This is a genomic window from Streptomyces cyanogenus, assembly GCF_017526105.1.
Classification (GTDB): domain Bacteria; phylum Actinomycetota; class Actinomycetes; order Streptomycetales; family Streptomycetaceae; genus Streptomyces; species Streptomyces cyanogenus.
Map to the genome: position 1 here is coordinate 2453034 of NZ_CP071839.1, position 19578 is coordinate 2472611.

14 protein-coding genes and 1 pseudogene are annotated in these 19578 nt (G+C 72.7%); 7 read left to right on the plus strand and 8 right to left on the minus strand.

Annotated elements, in window-relative coordinates; all coding sequences use genetic code 11:
- Nucleotides 1-26 precede the first annotated feature (26 nt).
- From coaE to rpsA, 3 genes are all read right to left on the minus strand, one after another.
- Nucleotides 27-662, minus strand: a complete 636-nt coding sequence (coaE, locus tag S1361_RS10965; RefSeq protein WP_208031659.1) for a dephospho-CoA kinase — start codon at nt 660-662, stop codon at nt 27-29.
- A gap of 90 nt (nt 663-752) precedes the next feature.
- Nucleotides 753-1691, minus strand: a complete 939-nt coding sequence (locus tag S1361_RS10970) for a PAC2 family protein (RefSeq protein ID WP_208031660.1) — start codon at nt 1689-1691, stop codon at nt 753-755.
- 216 nt (nt 1692-1907) lie between these two features.
- Nucleotides 1908-3398: a 30S ribosomal protein S1 gene (rpsA, locus tag S1361_RS10975; RefSeq protein WP_208031661.1), complete on the minus strand. Its 1491-nt coding sequence runs from the start codon at nt 3396-3398 to the stop codon at nt 1908-1910.
- 228 nt (nt 3399-3626) lie between these two features.
- Between rpsA and S1361_RS10980 the strand changes: the two genes are divergently transcribed.
- Nucleotides 3627-4625 carry a class I SAM-dependent methyltransferase gene (locus S1361_RS10980; protein ID WP_243769140.1) on the plus strand — a complete coding sequence of 333 codons (999 nt, stop codon included), beginning with the start codon at nt 3627-3629 and terminating at the stop codon, nt 4623-4625.
- A gap of 70 nt (nt 4626-4695) precedes the next feature.
- Nucleotides 4696-7221 carry an ATP-dependent helicase HrpB gene (gene hrpB, locus S1361_RS10985; protein WP_208031662.1) on the plus strand — a complete coding sequence of 842 codons (2526 nt, stop codon included), beginning with the start codon at nt 4696-4698 and terminating at the stop codon, nt 7219-7221.
- Here hrpB and pgfA read toward each other — a convergent pair.
- The 3 genes from pgfA to S1361_RS11000 form a co-directional block, all read right to left on the minus strand.
- Nucleotides 7211-8203, minus strand: coding sequence for a cell envelope lipid trafficking protein PgfA (pgfA, locus tag S1361_RS10990; protein ID WP_208031663.1), 993 nt, complete (start codon nt 8201-8203; stop codon nt 7211-7213). The two genes, hrpB and pgfA, sit on opposite strands and share 11 nt — an antisense overlap.
- A gap of 27 nt (nt 8204-8230) precedes the next feature.
- Nucleotides 8231-8365 (minus strand): SPW_0924 family protein, encoded by a 135-nt coding sequence (locus tag S1361_RS10995; RefSeq protein WP_208031664.1) that lies wholly within the window; start codon nt 8363-8365, stop codon nt 8231-8233.
- 158 nt (nt 8366-8523) lie between these two features.
- Complete coding sequence (locus tag S1361_RS11000; protein WP_208031665.1) at nt 8524-10284, minus strand: lytic transglycosylase domain-containing protein; 1761 nt, start codon at nt 10282-10284, stop codon at nt 8524-8526.
- A gap of 314 nt (nt 10285-10598) precedes the next feature.
- On the opposite strand from S1361_RS11000, the gene S1361_RS11005 reads away from it, so the two are divergent.
- A complete protein-coding gene (locus S1361_RS11005) occupies nt 10599-11459 on the plus strand; it encodes a DUF4184 family protein (protein WP_208031666.1) in 861 nt (286 codons plus the stop codon).
- On the opposite strand, the gene S1361_RS11010 is transcribed toward S1361_RS11005, so the two are convergent.
- Both S1361_RS11010 and polA read right to left on the minus strand, forming a co-directional pair.
- On the minus strand, nt 11377-11778 hold the full coding sequence (locus S1361_RS11010; protein WP_208031667.1) for a hypothetical protein: 402 nt from the start codon (nt 11776-11778) through the stop codon (nt 11377-11379). The genes S1361_RS11005 and S1361_RS11010 overlap by 83 nt on opposite strands.
- A 551-nt stretch (nt 11779-12329) precedes the next feature.
- The gene (polA, locus tag S1361_RS11015; protein WP_208031668.1) at nt 12330-15056 is read right to left on the minus strand and encodes a DNA polymerase I; all 2727 of its coding nucleotides are present in this window, start codon (nt 15054-15056) and stop codon (nt 12330-12332) included.
- Between the two features lie 200 nt (nt 15057-15256).
- Between polA and S1361_RS11020 the strand changes: the two are divergent.
- From S1361_RS11020 to S1361_RS11035, 4 genes and pseudogenes are all read left to right on the plus strand, one after another.
- Nucleotides 15257-17518: pseudogene (locus S1361_RS11020) on the plus strand (FdhF/YdeP family oxidoreductase); the annotation flags it as partial.
- Nucleotides 17519-17615: 97 nt separating this feature from the next.
- Nucleotides 17616-18104, plus strand: a complete 489-nt coding sequence (locus S1361_RS11025; protein WP_208031669.1) for a hotdog fold thioesterase — start codon at nt 17616-17618, stop codon at nt 18102-18104.
- Nucleotides 18105-18158: 54 nt separating this feature from the next.
- Nucleotides 18159-18689: a hypothetical protein gene (locus S1361_RS11030; RefSeq protein WP_208031670.1), complete on the plus strand. Its 531-nt coding sequence runs from the start codon at nt 18159-18161 to the stop codon at nt 18687-18689.
- Nucleotides 18686-19315 carry a Tat pathway signal sequence domain protein gene (locus S1361_RS11035; RefSeq protein ID WP_208031671.1) on the plus strand — a complete coding sequence of 210 codons (630 nt, stop codon included), beginning with the start codon at nt 18686-18688 and terminating at the stop codon, nt 19313-19315. The genes S1361_RS11030 and S1361_RS11035 overlap by 4 nt, the downstream gene beginning before the upstream one ends.
- The last annotated feature ends 263 nt before the right edge of the window (nt 19316-19578 follow it).

Here is a 19578-nt window from a genome sequence, read left to right on the forward strand (position 1 = left end):
ACGGTTCAACGCGCCGGTCCTGACCGCTATTCCGCGCCCGCACCGTCCTCCGCACCCGCACCGCGCTGCGCGGCCCGGCGGGCGAGGTCGTCCCACACCTCGGCGACCCGCTTCTCCAGCGCGTCCAGGGGTACGTCGTTGTCGATCACGATGTCCGCGATCTCCCGGCGCTGTTCGCGGGTCGCCTGCGCGGCCATACGCGCGCGTGCGTCCTCCTCGGTCATCCCGCGCAGCCGTACCAGCCGTTCGAGCTGGGTCTCGGGGCTCGCGTCCACGACGACCACGAGGTCGTAGAGGGATGCCAGACCGTTCTCCGTGAGCAGGGGCACGTCGTGGACCACCACGGCGTCCTCGGCCGCGGCGCGCTCCAGCTCGCGGGAGCGGGCGCCCACCAAGGGGTGCACGATCGCGTTCAGGACGGCGAGCTTCTCGGGGTCGGCGAAGACGATGGAGCCGAGCCGGGGCCGGTCCAGGCTGCCGTCGGCGGCGAGGACGTCCGCTCCGAAGGCGTCGACCACGGCCGCGAGCCCGGGCGTGCCGGGCGCCACGACCTCGCGTGCGATGCGGTCGGCGTCGATCAGCACGGCTCCATGCTGCACGAGCAGCCGCGACACCTCGCTCTTGCCGGCGCCGATCCCGCCGGTCAGGCCCACTGTCAGCATGAGCGGAAGCCTAGACGCTCCGCCGCGGGGCCCGTACGGCAGGTGTGAGCCGGGTGGGATTCACCGTGCCCGCGCGGCGCAGGGCGCGGGTCAGTTGTCGCCCTCGCGTTCCGCCAGGAAGCGCTCGAACTCGCGTCCGATCTCGTCGGCCGACGGGATCTCCACGGGCTCGGCGAGCATGTTGCCCCGTGTCTCGGCGCCGGCCGCGGCGTCGTACTGGTGCTCCAGGCCCTGGACGAGCGAGGTCAGTTCCTCGTCGCCCTCCTGGATCTGCCGGTCGATCTCGGTCTGCGTGCGGTGGGCGTCCGTCCGCAGGGAGTGGGCGACGCCGGGCAGCACCAGGCCGGTGGCGGCCGTGATGGCCTCCAGGACGGTGAGGGCGGCGTCCGGGTACACGGAGCGGGCGATGTAGTGCGGGACGTGGGCGGCGAGGCCCAGGACGTCGTGTCCGGCCTCCATGAGGCGGTACTCGATGAGCGACTCGGCGCTGCCGGGAACCTGGGCCTCCTCGAAGGGGCTGCGGTGGCCGGGGACGAGTTCGCTGCGGTTGCCGTGCGGGGTCAGGCCCACCGGGCGGGTGTGCGGGACGCCCATGGGGATGCCGTGGAAGTTCACGGACAGGCGCACGCCGAGCCGCTCCACTATCTGGCGTACGGCGGCCGCGAACCGCTCCCACTCCACGTCCGGTTCGGGACCGGACAGCAGCAGGAAGGGGGCACCGGTGGTGTCCTGGACGAGGCGGACCTCGATGGCCGGGACCTCGTACCCGGTCCAGCGGTCCCGCTTGAAGGTCAGCAGGGGCCGCCGGGCCCGGTAGTCCACGAGCCGGTCGTGGTCGAACCGGGCCACGACCTGGTGGGGCAGTGAGTCGAGCAGCCGGTCGACGATCTGGTCGCCGGTCTCACCCGCGTCGATGTATCCGTCGAAGTGGTAGAGCATGACAAGGCCGGCCGACTCCTGGGCGAGCGCCATGTCGACCACGGCGAGGCCCTTCGGCTCCCATGCGTACAAACCCTGCGGATCAAGCACTGTGACCGCTCCTCCTCGTGTTCCTCATGGACAACGTGCCCTGGAACAGCGGAATTCCCGCGACACGCCGTCAGGCGGCGATCGCCCGCGGCGCGTCGCTCGCCTGCCGGCACGGGGACGGGGGTCACGGCTCGACCCTGCACAAACGCCTGAGGGGCCGCACCTCGAAAGGTGCGGCCCCTCAGCCGACTATCGGTCAAGCCTCAGCGGCAGCGCTCAGCTCTGGCCGCCGGCCAGCTTCTCGCGCAGCGCGGCCAGCGCCTCGTCCGAGGCCAGGGCACCGGAGGTGTCCGCGCCCTCGGAGGAGTACGAACCGCCGGTCGCGGCCGGAGCCGCAGCCTCGCCGCCCTCGGCCGCGGCAGCGGCGTCGGCCTCGCGGGACTTGATGACCTGCTGCTGGTGCTGCTCGAAGCGGGACTGCGCCTCGGCGTACTGGCGCTCCCACTCCTCGCGCTGCTTCTCGTAGCCCGGCAGCCAGTCGTTGGTCTCCGGGTCGAAGCCCTCGGGGTAGATGTAGTTGCCCTGGTCGTCGTAGGACGCGGCCATGCCGTACAGGGTCGGGTCGAACTCGACCGCGGACGGGTCGGCACCGAAGGACTCGTTGGCCTGCTTCAGCGAGAGGCTGATGCGGCGACGCTCGAGGTCGATGTCGATGACCTTGACGAAGATCTCGTCGTTGACCTGGACGACCTGCTCCGGGATCTCCACGTGGCGCTCGGCCAGCTCGGAGATGTGGACCAGACCCTCGATGCCCTCGTCCACGCGGACGAACGCACCGAACGGCACCAGCTTCGTGACCTTGCCGGGCACGACCTGGCCGATCTGGTGGGTGCGGGCGAACTGCTGCCACGGGTCTTCCTGGGTCGCCTTCAGCGACAGGGAGACGCGCTCGCGGTCCATGTCGACGTCGAGGACCTCGACGGTGACCTCCTGGCCGACCTCGACGACCTCGGAGGGGTGGTCGATGTGCTTCCAGGACAGCTCGGAGACGTGGACCAGACCGTCGACGCCACCCAGGTCCACGAAGGCACCGAAGTTGACGATCGAGGAGACCACACCGGAGCGGACCTGACCCTTCTGCAGGGTCGTGAGGAACGTCTGGCGGACCTCGGACTGGGTCTGCTCCAGCCAGGCACGGCGGGACAGGACCACGTTGTTGCGGTTCTTGTCCAGCTCGATGATCTTGGCCTCGAGCTCCTTGCCGACGTACGGCTGGAGGTCGCGGACGCGGCGCATCTCGACCAGGGAGGCCGGAAGGAAGCCACGGAGGCCGATGTCGAGGATGAGACCACCCTTGACGACCTCGATGACGGTACCGGTGACGATGCCGTCCTCTTCCTTGATCTTCTCGATGGTGCCCCAGGCACGCTCGTACTGGGCGCGCTTCTTCGAGAGGATCAGGCGGCCTTCCTTGTCCTCCTTCTGGAGGACCAGGGCCTCGATCTCGTCGCCGACGGCGACGACCTCGTTCGGGTCGACGTCGTGCTTGATCGAGAGCTCGCGGCTCGGGATGACACCTTCGGTCTTGTAACCGATGTCGAGCAGGACCTCGTCCCGGTCGACCTTCACGATGACGCCGTCGACGATGTCGCCGTCGTTGAAGTACTTGATCGTCTCGTCGATCGCTGCGAGGAAGGCTTCCTCGTTACCGATGTCGTTGACCGCTACCTGCGGGGTGGTGGCGGTGGTCTCGGTGCTGCTCGTCATGTGGGAAAGGGCTCCGGTACGGACATTGAAGTCGTAGGTACTGCTTACGCCGGGAGCCCGTTTCGCTCTGCAGAAGCCGGACAGCCAAGGAAGCGCCCCACCAGGTACTGGTGATGGCGCCTCGACAACCGAGGGGACATACAACAGATGCGAGCGCAGCCTGCTACGTCTGAGGTGCGCAGGCCCGCAGCGCAACTTGTAGCATACGGGCGCGGCCGGACATGGTCAATGCGCGAAGGCGCACACCCGGGGCGGATCGCCGCATTCCAGGCAGAAGAATCGTCCCAACAGGCCACGCGGGCCCGTGGGATCCCTTGGTGCGGGCCCCAGCGGGTTGGACGGAAGAGTACGACGAGGGAGCCGATCATCCAAGAGCCGGAAGCGTACGAGCCCGAGGGGTCCGAGGGTTTCGAGCCCGAGGCCACCCGGCGTGACGCGGACGTCACCGAGAGCGCGCGAGCCAATCGGGGCTGGTGGGACCGCAACGCGGACGAGTACCAGACCGAGCACGGCACGTTCCTCGGCGACGACCGCTTCGTGTGGGGCCCGGAGGGGCTGGACGAGGTGGAGGCCGAGCTGCTGGGGCCGCCGGAGGAGCTGAAGGGCAAGGAGGTCCTGGAGATCGGCGCGGGCGCCGCGCAGTGCGCGCGCTGGCTGGCCGCCCAGGGCGCGCGTCCGGTGGCCCTGGACCTCTCGCACCGCCAGTTGCAGCACGCGCTGCGGATCGGCGCGGCGTTCCCGCTGGTCTGCGCCGACGCCGGCGCGCTGCCCTTCGCGGACGGCTCCTTCGACCTGGCGTGCTCCGCGTACGGGGCGCTGCCGTTCGTGGCCGACCCGCGGCTGGTGCTGCGCGAGGTGCGCCGGGTGCTGCGGCCGGGCGGCCGGTTCGTGTTCTCGGTGACGCACCCGATCCGCTGGGCGTTCCCGGACGAGCCGGGCCCGGAGGGTCTGACGGTGTCCTCGTCGTACTTCGACCGCACGCCCTATGTGGAGCAGGACGAGCAGGGCCGCGCGGTCTACGTGGAGCACCACAGGACGATCGGCGACCGGGTGCGGGACATCGTGGCGTCCGGTTTCCGGCTGGTGGACCTGGTGGAGCCGGAGTGGCCGGCCTGGAACACCGCCGAGTGGGGCGGCTGGTCGCCCCTGCGCGGGAACCTGATCCCGGGCACGGCGATCTTCGTGTGCGAGCGGAGCGAGACGGCCGGAGACCGAGGGAGGGACTGAGCCCCGGTACCCGATCGCGTACGTGCACGCGCGCGTGTGGGCGCTCTCCGGGTCGTACGACACTGGGGGCGTGATCCGTTACGACGCCCTGGACGCGCTGCCCGTGCGCTCCGCCCTGCCCGCCCTGACCGACGCCCTGGAGGGTGACGGCACCGCCGTCCTCGTGGCGCCGCCCGGCACCGGCAAGACGACGCTGGTGCCGCTCGTGCTGGCGGGGCTGGTCGGAGACGGTCCCGCGCGGCGGGTCGTGGTGGCCGAGCCGCGGCGGATCGCGGCGCGGGCGGCGGCCCGGCGGATGGCCTGGCTGCTGGGCGAGCGGCCCGGGGAGAGCGTCGGCTTCACGGTGCGCGGCGAGCGGACGGTGGGGCGGCACACGCGCGTGGAGGTCGTGACGACCGGTGTCCTGCTGCAGCGGCTGCAGCGCGACCAGGAGCTGGCCGGGGTGGACGTGGTCGTCCTCGACGAGTGCCACGAGCGGCATCTGGACGCGGACACGGCGGCCGCGTTCCTGTGGGACGTCCGGCAGGCGCTGCGGCCGGAGCTGCGGCTGGTGGCCGCGTCGGCGACCACGGACGCCGAGGGCTGGGCGCGGCTGCTGGGCGGGGCGCCGGTGGTCGAGGCGTCCGGTACGGCGCATCCGGTGGAGGTGGTGTGGGCACCGCCGGCGCGTCCGGTACGGCCGCCGCACGGGATGCGGGTGGATCCGGCGCTGCTCACGCATGTGGCGTCGGTGGTGCGGCGGGCGCTGGCCGAGCGGGCCGGGGACGTGCTGTGCTTCCTGCCCGGCGTGGGCGAGATCGCGCGTGTCGCGGGTCTGCTGGGGGACCTCGGTGACGTCGAGGTGCTCCAGGTGCACGGGCGGGCGCCGGCCGCGGTGCAGGACGCGGTGCTGGCCCCCGGGGTGCGGCGCCGGGTGGTGCTGGCGACGTCCGTGGCCGAGTCGTCGCTGACCGTGCCCGGAGTGCGGGTGGTGGTCGACGCGGGGCTGGCGAGGGAGCCGCGGGTGGATCACGCGCGCGGGCTGAGCGGGCTGACGACCGTGCGGGCGTCGCGGGCGGCCGGGCGGCAGCGGGCGGGGCGGGCCGGGCGGGAGGCGCCGGGGGCGGTGTACCGGTGCTGGGCGGAGGCCGAGGACGGCCGTCTGCCGGCTTTCCCGGCGCCGGAGATCAAGGTGGCCGACCTGACCGCCTTCGCCCTTCAGGCGGCCTGCTGGGGCGATCCGGACGCCTCCGGGCTGGCGTTGCTGGATCCGCCGCCGGGCGGGGCGATGGCGGCGGCACGCTCCGCTCTGGCGGCGGTGGGGGCGGTGGACTCCGCCGGGCGGGCCACGGAGGCCGGGGGGCGCCTGGCCCGGCTCGGGGTGCACCCGCGGCTGGGGCGGGCGCTGCTCGACACCTCCGGTGCGGGGGCGCCGGTCGTCGCCCTGCTCTCCGAGGAGGTGCCGCGGGACTACGGGGATGATCTCGCGGGTGCCCTGCGGCGGGCCCGGGGCGGGGGTGACGCCTACGCGGGGCGGTGGGATTCGGAAGTGCGGCGCCTGCGGGCCGTCGCGCAGGAGTTCTCCCGTCCGTCCGCCCGGGGCCGTCGACCGGAAGGGGTCGTCCACCTCGGAACGGGCGCCCGCGACGACCGGCTCGCCGGGCTCGTTGCCGCCCTCGCCTTTCCCGAGCGGGTGGCCAGGCTGGACGGTGGGTCGTACCTCATGGCGTCCGGGACCCGTGCCGAACTGGTCGAGGGGTCGGCGCTGCGGGGGGCTCCGTGGATCGTCGTGGCCGTCGCCGACCGGCCCACGGGCAAGGGACACGCGCGGGTGCGGCTCGGGGCGGCCGTGGAGGAGGACGTGGCGCGCCTCGCCGCCGGGGCGCTGTTCGCCGAGCGGGACGAGGTGCACTGGGCCGACGGGGACGTCGTGGCCCGGCACGTCGAACGGCTCGGGGCGATCGAGCTGGCCGTACGCCCCCTGAAGGACGCCGGCCCCGCCCTCGTACGGGCCGCCCTGCTGGACGGGCTCCGGCAGGAGGGGTTCGGGCTGCTGCTCTGGTCGCCGGAGGCGGAGGTGCTGCGGCAGCGGCTGGCGTTCCTGCGGACGCACCTCGGGGAGCCCTGGCCGGACGTGTCGGACGCGGCGCTGCACGCGCGCGTGGACGAGTGGCTGGAGCCGGAGCTGAGCAGGGCGCGGCGGCGGGCCGATCTGGCGCGGATCGACGCCGGGCAGGCGCTGGCGCGGCTGCTGCCCTGGGCGGGCGGGGAGGCCGGCCGGCTGGAGGAACTGGCGCCCGAGCGGATCACCGTCCCGAGCGGGTCCAGGATCCGGATCGACTACCGGGATCCCGAGCGGCCGGTCCTGGCAGTCAAGCTGCAGGAGATGTTCGGGCTGCGGGAGACGCCGGCCGTCGCGGGTGTGCCGCTGCTCGTGCACCTGCTCTCGCCCGCCGGACGGCCCGCCGCCGTCACGGCCGACCTGGCCTCGTTCTGGCGGGACGGGTACCGGGCGGTCCGGGCCGAGCTGCGCGGCCGGTATCCCAGGCATCCGTGGCCGGAGGACCCGGCGGCCGCCGAGCCGACACGGCACACGAACGCGCGGCTCAGGCGCTGACCGGTTCCGGTTCCTCCGTCGGCGCCGGCGCGGGGCCCCGGGGGCGGCGGGCGCGGGCCTCCAGCCAGAGGGAGAGGGCGAGGAGCAGCAGGCCGAGGCCGAGGGAGCCCCAGGGGACGTACGAGGTGAGGGCCAGGACCAGGGTGCGGTTGTGCCTGACCAGGGCGACCGTGTGGTCGATGTAGTCCTCGCGCATCCTCACGTGCCCGGCGAACGCGGTGACCTTGGCGCGGCCGCCGAGCAGGGTGCCGCCGCGCAGTTCCTCCCGGTGGATCTCCTCGCCGTAGACGGGTGCCCCGGTGACGGGTTCGACCCAGAACCTGCGGACCGTGGAGTACCAGCGGGTGGTGCCGGTCCTGGCGACCGACTCGGGGGTGATGCCCTGCACTGGCATGGTCTTCGGCAGGGGGACCCTGGTCCAGGGGATGGTCTGCTCGAAGCAGTAGACGGTCAGGCCGCGGAAGGTGCGGGTGCCCCGGTAGTGGATGGGGCTGGTGGTGCGGGTCTGGGCGTCGAAGTACTCGTAGTCCCGTCTCTGGGTGAGGAAGGGCCACTTGAACTCGATGCCCTCGCGGGTGACCGGGTCGCCGTCGACCGTCTCGCCGGTGGCGTGGACGGGGTCCTGGCTGTGGGCGTCGAAGATGTAGCGTTCGGGCACCTTGGAGACCATCTTCCCGTCGGGGCCCTGGACGTAGGACAGGCTGTCCCAGACGACGACCGGCCGCCCGGCCGCCCTCTCGATCCTCTTCGCGGCCTCCACGTTCCCCTTGAGGGTCTGCACGATGGTGACCTTGGGGACCTTCTTGGCGCGCATGGTGCCGTAGTCGAGGAGGGTGGCGTTCCGGGCCTCCAGGACCATGTCCTGGTACTGGCCGGCGGGGATGCGGGCCAGGCGCGGGAAGGCGTACCAGCGCAGCAGCGGGGACAGCGCCGCGCAGAACACGGCGCAGGCGAGCAGGACCAGGCTTGCCTTGCGGCGCATTGGGGCCTCCCTCCCGGACGGGCGCGGCTACGGGTGCGCGGGCACCGTCGTCAGCAGCGGCTTGGGCGACGTCCGGCCCGGCGGTGTGCCCAGCGCGCTGACGGTGAGGACCAGGGCGAACGCGAGGACGAGACCGGTGGCGGCGGCGATCAGGGCGCGCATGCGGGCCTCCCGGCGGACGGTCGGTGTCCTGACGTCTTCTGATGGTTCGTCAGGTCCGGCACCGTAGCAACGGGCGGGCGAGATGAGAACAGCGGTGCACGGACGAACGAGGGCGCCCTCCCGCCGGAGCGGAGGGGCGCCCTGTGGGCCGCCGTGGGTCAGGAGGCGGACTCGCTCGGGGCCGGGCTCGTCGTGGTGCCGGCCGCGACCTTCAGTTCCACGGTGAGCGTGGCGCCGCCCGTGGTGGTGATGCGGAGCAGGAAGGTGCCGGTGGTGTCGTCGGCGTACAGCTTCGGGAGGGTGAGCAGGCCCTTCGCGTCGGTCTGCAGGCCGGTGAGGGTGCGTACCGGCTTGCCGTCGGCGTCCTTGAAGTAGGGGCCCTTGTCGTTCTCCGTGGCGTCCGTGTCGGACTTGATCAGCGTGGCGGTGGCCGCGACCTTGCCGGCGACGGCGCCCTTGTACGTCGCCTTCACCTGGACCTGGTCGGCGAACTCGCCGCCGGGGGTGCAGGTCGGCGTGGTGTCGCTGGTGCGGTCCAGGGTGTCGGCGGCGCGCGCGGTGACCGTGGCGGTGAAGTCGACGCCCTTGACCGAGCGGCCCACGACGGCCGCGGTGACCTTGAAGTCGCCGGTCTTCTCACCGGCCTGGAGCGCGGGGGCGGTCGCGAGGCCCTTGGCGTCGGTGGCGACCGTGGCCACGGTCTCGCCGCCGGCGAAGGTGGCGTCCGTGTCGCCGGTGATGGTGAACCTGATCCTGACCTTGGCGACGGACTTGCCGACCTTGGTCTCGGCGCGGACGCCGACCGGCTCGGTGAAGGCGTCGCCGGCCGTCGCGGTGAGCTTTCCGGTGCCCACGCCCTGGAGGTGGTCCACGAGGTCGGTGGGCGTCTGCGGGGGCGAGGGCGGGGTGGGCGGCCGAGGGGTGGGCGGCTGCGGGGTGGGCGGCTGCGGGTGCTTTGGGGGCTTGGGGCTGGGCGTCCCGTGGCCCCCGTCGCCGTCGCCGCCTGGCTTGTGGGGCTTCGGGTGCGGCTTGGTCGTGGGCGGGTGCGAGGGGCTCGGGGACGAGGTGCGGTGGGAGCCGTCGTCACTGCGGTGCTCGGGCACGCCTCCGGTGCCGTCGGGGATGGAGTGGCTTCCCTTGCGGTAGTACTCCAGCCAGTTGAGGACGAGAGCGAGGTACTCCTGCGAGTTGTTGTAGCTGAGGATCGCGCTGTGCAGGCCGCTGTCGGTGGACATGTCCCAGCCGTTGCGGCACAGGTAGTGGCCCGCGGCGAGGGCGGCGTCGTAGACGTTGTTGGGGTCCTTCGCACCGTCCCCGTTGCCGTCTCGGCCGGCCCAGGCCCAGGTGGACGGGATGAACTGCATGGGGCCGACGGCCTGGTCGTAGGTGCTGTTGCCGTCGTAGGCGCCGTTGTCGGTGTCCGGGATGAGCGCGAAGCCGTTGCCGTCGAGCTGCGGGCCCAGGATCCGGCCGACGGTGGTGCCGTCGGCGTCCACCCGGCCGCCGCGGGCCTGTCCCGACTCGACGTTGCCGATGGCGGCGAGCAGTTGCCAGGGCAGGTTGCAGCCGGGCTTGGCGGAGCGGAGTTCGGCCTCGGCCTTCTTGTAGGCGTCGAGGACCGTCGCCGGGATGCCCGCCTCGGCGTCGCCCCGGGCGACGGAGGTGCCGGTGCTCGCCGAGGGGCTGGGGTCGGGGCTCTTCAGGGGCGGCAGGTCGGTGTAGTAGGGCGAGTTGCCGGTGGCGTTGCCGTCGGCGGGTCCGTCCGGTGCGGGGGCGGTGGCGCCGGCCGCCGTCTGTCTGCCGTGGTCCTCGCCGGCCGCTCCCGGAGCCTGGGACGCGGAGAGAGCCGCGACCGCTGCCGCGGCCACGGCGGTCGTCGCCGCTCCCTTGCGCAGCCGCCTGCCGAAATGCGCCGCCATAGAGTGAACCCCTCCCGTGGACGTCCGTGCGTCCGTCTCCGTCTGTCTGCCTCGCTCTGGTGTGACGGTTGACTCCGTGATCTGGTTGCCCCTGTGCCGCCCTTCCCTGCGTGTGATGTGTGTCCGGCCGTACGCCCGGCACGGCGACGCAGGTGACCCTACGACAACTTGCTTTGGGCGGGGACCCGTTCGCGCCCGTTTTCACCGGTTGGCCAACTGTCGTCGTGCCGCACGGGCCCGGACGGAGGTCGCGCATACTGGGCGCAGCTGATCACGGTGCCGAAGTCCGGACCGTCAACGCTCGGGGGGCCCTGTTGCCGTTCACGCTCAGTCATGCGGCGGCCGTGCTGCCCGCGATCCGCCGGGACGGCAGCGGCCGGGGCCCGCTGGTGCCGTCCCTGCTCGTCGCGGGTTCCTACGCGCCCGACATGCCCTACTACGCGGCCGGTGTCCTGCCGGGCGGCATGGAGTTCGGCACGGTCACGCACGCGTTCGCCGGGGTCGTCACGGTCGACGTGCTCATCGCCTGGGCCCTCGCGGGGCTGTGGCTGCTGGTCCGGGAGCCGTTGACGGCACTGCTGCCACGGGCTCTGCAGGGGAGGCCGGCCGCCCTGCTGCGCTGCGGTGCGCCACGCGCGCGCGTGCGGGCCTCTTCGGTGGCCCGCTGGTACGTCTCCGCGGTGCTCGGCGCGCTCACCCATGTGGTGTGGGACGCGTTCACGCACCACGACCGGTGGGGTACGCGGCTGATTCCGGCCATCGGCCGGGACCGCCCGGCGGGCATGCCGCTGTTCACCTGGCTGCAGTACGGGTCCTCGGTGGCGGCTGCCGTGGTGATCGCGGTGTTCGTGCTCAGCGCGCTGCGGCGGGCGCCGGGCGGGGCGCCGGCGGGGGTGCCGGTGCTGTCCGCGCGGGACCGGTGGTTCGCGCTCGCGGTGATCGGCGGCTGCGCGGTGGCGGGGGCGGCGCAGCGGACGGCGCGGTGGTGGGAGCGGCGGGGCACGGCCGCGGGGCCGTGGGAGCTGGTGCCCACCCTGTGCTTCGGTGCGGGCGCCGGGATGGTCCTGGGGCTGCTGCTGTACGCCGTCGGGGTCAGGGTGTGGCGTCCGGCCGTGGTTCCCGGGGCCCCCGGTGAGGTGGTCGGTGCGGGCCGGGAGCGGCCGGTCGTTCGGTGAGGGGCGCGACGAAGACCGTGAGCGTGGGCCGGGGGCGGGATCTCGGGATCAGGGTGAGGACGAGGGCGAGATAGCCGCGGGCCACGTCGGTCCACTGGCGCCAGTCGGGGGTGTGGGCCGGGCCGCCGGCGAGTGTGCGCCGGAGCCGCTGGGTGACATGGCGGACGGTCGTGGGCAGGTCGGCCGGGATGCGGGCGGTGCTTGCGTCGGCCGCGAGGGCCTGGACCAGCGCGGCGGGCACGGCCTGCGCCAAGACGGTGTCCGCCCAGGCCCCGGTGGCTGCCTCGGGCGTCCGGCGGTGAAGCATGCGTATACCCATGCCCGCAGTGTTGCGGCTGCGGGGGGTGGGGGGCGTTTTGGCGGGGGCCACGAGAGTGACGGGCCCTCCGGGGGTTCAGCGGGTTGGCGGGTGCCGGCGGGGCCGAGGGGGGACGTGCCGGGTGCGGCGGGTGACGCGCGGGTTCACGCCTGCTGAGTGGGGTGGGTGACGTGCGGTGGCGGTGCGTTCGGCACCGCCGGAGTGCGCCGTGCGGGCTGATCGCCGTTGCGGCGGAGAAGGGGTGCCGGGGTGGGGAAGGGCAGCGGAGTCGGGGAAGGGCAGCGGAGTCCGGGAGCGGCGGAGGGGCAACGGCGGGCCGGGGAGCGGAGCAGTGGCTGCGGGCAAGGAGGGCGGAGGGGCAGTGGCGGGCCCGGGAGCGGAGCAGCAGCCGCAGGCAAGGGCGGCGGCCGCTCCTGGTCACAACGCTCGCGCCCCCCTGTGTGCAGCGCCATGCCCGCTCCGTCGCGGCTCCCGCCCTGTCGCAGCGCCCCCTCCGCTCCGTGCAACCTCCCCGCTCGCCCCAGTCCCCTCCGTCCCCGCGCCGCAGGCTGCTAGTGGGCAGCGGACTCCCAGTCCGGGCCCACGCCCACCGAGACGTCCAGGGGGGCCCTGAGGTGGACGGCGTCGGCCATTTCGCGGCGGACCAGTTCCTCGGCGGCCGCCCGCTCGCCGGGGGCGATCTCCAGGACGATTTCGTCGTGGACCTGGAGGAGCATGCGGGACTTCAGGTCCGCCGCCCGCAGCGCGCCGTCCACCTTCAGCATGGCGATCTTCACGATGTCCGCCGCCGTGCCCTGGATGGGCGCGTTGAGGGCCATGCGCTCGGCCGCCTCGCGGCGCTGGCGGTTGTCGCTGTTGAGGTCGGGCAGGTAGCGGCGGCGCCCGAAGAGCGTCGCCGTGTAGCCCGTCGCCCGCGCCTCGTCGACCGCCCGGCGCAGATAGTCCCGGACCCCGCCGAAGCGCTCGAAGTACGCGTCCATCAGCGCCCGGGCCTCGGCCGCCTCGATGTTCAGCTGCTGGGAGAGGCCGAACGCGGACAGGCCGTAGGCGAGGCCGTACGACATCGCCTTGATCTTGCGGCGCATCTCCGCGTCCACCGCGCCGGGCTCGACGCCGAACACCTGGGAGGCGGCGGTGGTGTGCAGGTCCTCGCCGGAGGTGAACGCCTGGATCAGGCCCTCGTCCTCGGAGAGGTGGGCCATCACGCGCAGTTCGATCTGGCTGTAGTCCGCGGTCATCAGGGACTCGAAGCCCTCGCCGACCACGAAGCCCCGGCGGATCGCCCGGCCCTCGTCCGTGCGGACGGGGATGTTCTGCAGATTGGGATCCGTGGAGGAGAGACGGCCGGTCGCGGCCACCGTCTGGTTGAAGGTGGTGTGGATACGGCCGTCGCCACCGATGGTCTTGATCAGGCCCTCGACGGTGACGCGGAGCTTCGCCTGCTCACGGTGCCGGAGCATGATCACCGGCAGTTCGTTGTCGGTCTGGGTGGCGAGCCAGGCCAGCGCGTCTGCGTCGGTGGTGTAGCCGGTCTTGGTCTTCTTCGTCTTCGGCAGCGCCAGCTCACCGAAGAGGACCTCCTGGAGCTGCTTGGGCGAGCCCAGGTTGAACTCGTGCCCGGCCGCGGCGTGCGCCTCCTTCACGGCCTGCTGCACCGCACCCGCGAACATCTGTTCCATCGCTTCGAGATGCGGCCGGTCCGCCGCGATGCCGTGACGCTCCATGCGGGCGAGCAGCGCGGAGGTGGGCAGCTCCATGTCCCGGAGCAGATCGGCGGCACCGACCTCCTCCAGCCGGCCCTCGAAGGCGGTGCCGAGGTCCAGGACGGCGCGGGCCTGGACCATCAGGGCCTCGGCCTCGGCACCGTCGTCCGCGCCGAAGGCCAGCTGGCCGTCGGCCGCGGCGGCGGGGGCCAGCTCGCGGTGCAGGTACTCCATCGACAGCGCGTCCAGGTCGAAGGAGCGGCGGCCGGGCTTGACCAGGTAGGCGGCGAGCGCGGTGTCCATGGTCACGCCCTCGACGCTCCAGCCGTGCTCGGCGAAGACCCGCATGGCGCCCTTGGCGTTGTGGAACACCTTGGGGCGGTCCGCGTCCGCCAGCCAGGCCGCGAACGCGTTCTCGTCGGCCTCGTCCAGCTCCGCCGGGTCGAACCAGGCCGCCGCTCCCCCGGCCGTGGCGAGGGCCACCTCGGCGACCGAGCCGGTGCCCAGCGCCCAGGTGTCGACGGTGACGACGCCCAGGGTCCCGGCGCCGTGCTCGGCGAGCCAGGGGGCCAGCTCGCCGGTGCGCAGGACGCGGCCGTCGATCTCCACGCCGTCGGTGGTGATCGGGGTGGTCTCGGCCTCCTCGGTGCCGGGGTCGACGGCGAAGAGACGCTCGCGCAGGGACGGGTTGCGGATCTCCAGGGTGTCCAGGACCATCGCGACCGCCTTGCGGTCGTACGGGGCCCGCTCCAGGTCGGCGACGCTCTTCGGCAGCTCGACCTGGCGCTCCAGCTCGGTGAGGACGCGGTTGAGCTTGACGGACTCCAGGTGGTCGCGGAGGTTCTGCCCGGCCTTGCCCTTGACCTCCTCGGCCCGCTCGACCAGCTCGGCGAACGAGCCGAACTGGTTGATCCACTTCGCGGCGGTCTTCTCGCCGACGCCGGGGATGCCGGGAAGGTTGTCGGACGGGTCGCCGCGCAGGGCCGCGAAGTCCGGGTACTGGGCGGGCGTCAGGCCGTACTTCTCGAACACCTTCTCCGGGGTGAAGCGGGTCAGCTCCGAGACGCCCTTCGTCGGATAGAGCACGGTGGTGTTCTCGGTGACCAGCTGGAAGGAGTCGCGGTCGCCGGTGACGATCAGCACCTCGAAGCCCTCGGCCTCGGCCTGGGTGGCGAGGGTGGCGATGACGTCGTCCGCCTCGTACCCCTCGACGGCGAAGCGCGGGGCGTGCATCGCGTCGAGCAGCTCGCCGATCAGCTCGACCTGGCCCTTGAACTCGTCCGGGGTCTTGGAGCGGTTCGCCTTGTACTCGGTGAACCGCTCGGAGCGCCAGGTCTTGCGGGAGACGTCGAAGGCCACCGCGAAGTGCGTGGGCGCCTCGTCACGCAGGGTGTTGGCCAGCATCGACGCGAAGCCGTAGATCGCGTTCGTCGGCTGGCCGGTCGCGGTCGTGAAGTTCTCCGCGGGCAGCGCGAAGAACGCGCGGTAGGCCAGCGAGTGCCCGTCCATGAGCATCAGCCGGGGACGGGTGCCGCCGGAGGTCTTGTCGGTCTGCTTCGGTGCTGTCTCTGCCACGTCCCCGATCCTGCCACGCCGCACTGACAATCCGGTCCGGGCGGCCTGCCTGCCCCGGGTACGGGCGGACGCGCATCGGTCACGTGCCGTGACGGTGACTCGGCGCGAGCAAGGGTGCCGCGACCGCCCGGTTCCCCTGTCGGTGGGGCGTGGGAGGATCGTCCGCGTACTTGTCACACGCAGTCGAAGGGGAGCGTGCGATGGCGACGAAGCCGCCCAAGGGTGATCCGGTTCAGGACGCGCCGCAGGTCGCGGAACCGAAGCACGCGGCGGCGGGGCTGCCGGCCATCGGGCACACGCTGCGCATGGCCCGGCAGCAGATGGGGGTGCGGCGCACGGCGCTGACGCTGCTGCGCGTGAACCAGAAGGACGGCTTCGACTGCCCGGGCTGCGCCTGGCCCGAGCCGGACCACCGGCACGCGGCGGAGTTCTGCGAGAACGGCGCGAAGGCGGTGGCCGAGGAGGCCACCCTGCGCCGGGTCACGCCCGAGTTCTTCGCCGCGCACTCCGTCGCCGACCTGTCCGGCCGCAGCGGCTACTGGCTGGGCCAGCAGGGCCGGCTCACGCACCCCATGTACCTCCCCGAGGGCGGCACGCACTACGAGCCGGTCTCCTGGGAGCGGGCCTTCGACATCGTCGCCGAGGAGATCGCCGCCCTCGGCTCCCCGGACGAGGCCGTCTTCTACACCTCGGGCCGCACCAGCAACGAGGCCGCGTTCCTGTACCAGCTCTTCGCGCGCGAGCTGGGCACGAACAACCTGCCGGACTGCTCCAACATGTGCCACGAGTCGTCCGGATCGGCGCTGAACGAGACGATCGGCATCGGCAAGGGCAGCGTCCTGCTGGAGGACCTGTACCAGGCCGATCTGATCATCGTCGCGGGCCAGAACCCGGGCACGAACCATCCGCGGATGCTCTCGGCGCTGGAGAAGGCCAAGGCCAACGGTGCCAAGGTCATCAGCGTCAACCCACTGCCCGAGGCGGGCCTGGAGCGCTTCAAGAACCCCCAGACCCCGCAGGGCCTCCTCAAGGGCGCCGCCCTCACCGATCTGTTCCTGCAGATCCGCATCGGCGGCGACCAGGCCCTCTTCCGGCTCCTCAACAAGCTCGTCCTGGACACGGAGGGCGCGGTCGACGAGGAGTTCGTCCGCGACCACACCCACGGTTTCGAGGAGTTCGCGGCGGCCGCGCGGGCCGCCGACTGGGACGAGACGCTGACCGCGACCGGCCTCACGCGCGCGGAGATCGAGCGGGCCCTCGCCATGGTCCTCGCCTCGGAGCGGACCATCGTCTGCTGGGCCATGGGCCTCACCCAGCACAAGCACGCCGTGCCGACCATCCGCGAGGTGGTCAACTTCCTGCTGCTGCGCGGCAACATCGGCCGCCCGGGCGCGGGCGTGTGCCCGGTGCGCGGGCACAGCAACGTCCAGGGCGACCGCACCATGGGCATCTTCGAACGGCCCGCCCCGGCCTTCCTGGACGCCCTGGAGAAGGAGTTCGGGTTCGCGCCGCCGCGCGAGCACGGCTTCGACGTCGTACGGGCCATCCGCGCGCTGCGCGACGGCGAGGCGAAGGTGTTCTTCGCCATGGGCGGCAACTTCGTCTCCGCATCGCCCGACACCGAGGTCACCGAGGCCGCGATGCGCCGCGCGCGGCTGACGGTGCACGTGTCGACCAAGCTGAACCGCTCGCACGTGGTCACGGGCGCGCGGGCGCTGATCCTGCCCACCCTGGGCCGGACCGAGCGCGATGTGCAGGACGGCGGCGAGCAGTTCGTGACGGTCGAGGACTCCATGGGCATGGTGCACGCCTCGCGCGGCCGCCTGAAGCCCGCGAGCCCGCAGCTGAGGTCCGAGCCGGCCATCGTCTGCGGTCTCGCGCGGCGGGTGCTCGGCGAGCGCAGTGTCGTGCCGTGGGAGGAGTTCGCGAAGGACTACGCGGCGATCCGTGACCGCATCGCGCGCGTGATCCCCGGTTTCGAGGACTTCAACGCGCGCGTGGCCCGGCCCGGCGGTTTCGCGCTGCCGCACGCCCCGCGCGACGAGCGCCGCTTCCCGACCGCCACGGGCAAGGCGAACTTCACGGCGGCGCCGGTGGAGTACCCGGCGCTTCCCGAGGGCCGGCTGCTGCTGCAGACCCTGCGCTCGCACGACCAGTACAACACCACGATCTACGGCCTGGACGACCGGTACCGGGGCATCACCGGCGGGCGCCGGGTGGTGCTGGTGCACCCCGAGGACGCCCGCGCGCTGGGGGTCGCCGAGGGGTCGTACGTCGACCTGGTGAGCGAGTGGCAGGACGGGGTGGAGCGGCGGGCGCCCGGCTTCCGGGTGGTGCTGTATCCGACGGCCCGTGGGTGCGCGGCGGCGTACTACCCGGAGACGAACGTACTGGTGCCGCTGGACGCCACCGCCGACACCAGCAACACCCCGGCCAGCAAGTCCGTCGTCGTACGACTCGAAGGCCACACGGAGACCACGGAGGGCGTCTGGAACAATCGGCGACCGACTGAGCGTTTGCTCAGTGAGCCGACAGCTGACGACGAACGGAGCCGGGCCCATGGGTGAGCAGCAGCGAGTGAAGTTCCCGCAGGAGGTCATCGACGAGTACGCGGCGCTCGGTGTGGACCTGCCCGCCCTGTTCTCGGCCGGGCATCTGGGCACGCGCATGGGCGTGCAGATCCTGGAGGCCTCGGCGGACAGGGTCGTCGGGACGATGCCGGTGGAGGGCAACACCCAGCCGTACGGCCTGCTGCACGGCGGCGCCTCCGCGGTGCTCGCCGAGACCCTGGGCTCGGTCGGGTCCATGCTGCACGGCGGCGCCTCGAAGATCGCGGTCGGGGTGGACCTGAACTGCACCCACCACCGCGGGATCCGCTCGGGCATGGTGACGGGTGTGGCCACGCCCGTACACCGGGGGCGGTCGACGGCGACGTACGAGATCGTCATCAGCGACGAGGCGGATCGCCGGGTCTGCACCGCCCGGCTGACCTGCCTGCTGCGGGACGTGCGGCCGGGCGACGGGCCCGCGGAGCCCGCCGAAAGCTGAGCCCGGTCCCGACGGAGCGTTGCCCCTCGCCCTCCCTCCCCTTAGCTTCGGCACATGGGACGGCGAGGAGGCCCCCGGCCGGGGGTGAGGTTCCTGGCGCTGGCGGTGCCGGCGGTGCTGTGCGCGACGGGCTGCGCCGGGCCGAGCGGCTCCCCGCGCTCCCCCCACCCCTCCCACTCCTCGGCGAGTTCCGCCGCCGCCTCCGCGCCCGCCCCCGCTTCCTCCCCGGGTTCCGCATCCGCCCCCTCCCCCGCCCCCACGCCCCCGGCTTCCCCGCCCTCTTCGGCCGCCCCCTCCCCCGGCACCCCGGCCGCCGCACGGCCGACCTCCGACGCCGACCTGTGCGCGAGGATCGTCACCTACTGGTCGCGCGAGGTCCTCGACCGCGACACCTACGGCGACTACCAGTCGATGGGCCTGTCCCACGGGCAGTACGAGATCCTGAGGGACGTCGTGACCGCAGCGCGGTCCGTGAAGCGGCGTCAAGGAGCCGCAGAGGCCGACAAGTTGATCGTCCGTCAGGCAGGGGCGGCATGTACCGAGCGCTACCGCAACGGGACCCCGGCCGGAGGCCCCTGGACATGAGCGGCATCGGCCCGCCGGAGCCCGGCGAGGGCACGCGCGCGTGGGACGACCGGCAGCCGGACGACGCGCTCCCGGCCGGCCGGACGCGTACCGCCCTGGCCGCCTGGTACGTCCGCCACCGGCGGATCGCCCTCGCCCTCGCCGCCGCGGCCGTCCTCCTGGGAGGCGGCGGCTACCTCTACGCCACGCGGCCGCAGCAGCCGCACCCGGAGCGCAGGCCCGCGCAGGTGCCGTACCCCGCCCAAGTGGTGGACGTGACCTACCTCGACGCCCGGCCCCCTCCGGCGGGCGCCCCGCCGCGCAGCTTCAGCTTCGCCGTGCTGGTGAGCGTGGCCTCGGGGCCACCGGTCACCGTGACCCGGGTGAGCCAGCCGTACGCGGGGCTGTCGCTGACCACGGAGCCGCCTGCCCCGTTCCGAACCCGGGCGGATTCCGCCCGCAAGATCACAATAACCATGCACGTGACGGATTGCGAAAAAGCCCCCAGGAGCGCCGGGCTACCTTTCCTGGACGTAACTCTGCGTAATACCCGTGCAATACAGACGCAGAGCTTCATCCCGGGGGCACGCTACGCACAGGACCTCTCCCACGCCCTGGAAGTAGCCTGCAGCAACAGAACCAGGTAATCACCAAAACAGCTGAGACGCCTGAAAGGATCACGGCGGGTCCTGCGGATTCTCAGAATGTGGACAGCGCGAATCCCCCTGAATTCCACCTTCCACCCCACGCAGTACCGCTCTGCATTACGTCGTGTCATAACAAGAGCGTCACAGCCTGGGTCAGACACTCCTCCACGTTCCCCACACACGCTTAGAGTCACGGCCAGTCACCGCGCCTTCGGATTGTCCAATTCAGCGCGGCGCGCGACTCGACCGCTTCCACGGGGATG

What these genes read in the sequence shown, in the direction of transcription:
- coaE (WP_208031659.1), bottom strand. Translation starts at nt 662, where the DNA reads ATGCTGACAGTGGGCCTGACCGGCGGGATCGGCGCCGGCAAGAGCGAG.
- rpsA (WP_208031661.1), bottom strand. Translation starts at nt 3,398, where the DNA reads ATGACGAGCAGCACCGAGACCACCGCCACCACCCCGCAGGTAGCGGTC.
- S1361_RS10980 (WP_243769140.1), top strand. Translation starts at nt 3,627, where the DNA reads ATGCGCGAAGGCGCACACCCGGGGCGGATCGCCGCATTCCAGGCAGAA.
- pgfA (WP_208031663.1), bottom strand. Translation starts at nt 8,203, where the DNA reads ATGCGCCGCAAGGCAAGCCTGGTCCTGCTCGCCTGCGCCGTGTTCTGC.
- S1361_RS10995 (WP_208031664.1), bottom strand. Translation starts at nt 8,365, where the DNA reads ATGCGCGCCCTGATCGCCGCCGCCACCGGTCTCGTCCTCGCGTTCGCC.
- S1361_RS11000 (WP_208031665.1), bottom strand. Translation starts at nt 10,284, where the DNA reads ATGGCGGCGCATTTCGGCAGGCGGCTGCGCAAGGGAGCGGCGACGACC.
- S1361_RS11010 (WP_208031667.1), bottom strand. Translation starts at nt 11,778, where the DNA reads ATGGGTATACGCATGCTTCACCGCCGGACGCCCGAGGCAGCCACCGGG.
- S1361_RS11025 (WP_208031669.1), top strand. Translation starts at nt 17,616, where the DNA reads ATGGGTGAGCAGCAGCGAGTGAAGTTCCCGCAGGAGGTCATCGACGAG.
- S1361_RS11030 (WP_208031670.1), top strand. Translation starts at nt 18,159, where the DNA reads ATGGGACGGCGAGGAGGCCCCCGGCCGGGGGTGAGGTTCCTGGCGCTG.
- S1361_RS11035 (WP_208031671.1), top strand. Translation starts at nt 18,686, where the DNA reads ATGAGCGGCATCGGCCCGCCGGAGCCCGGCGAGGGCACGCGCGCGTGG.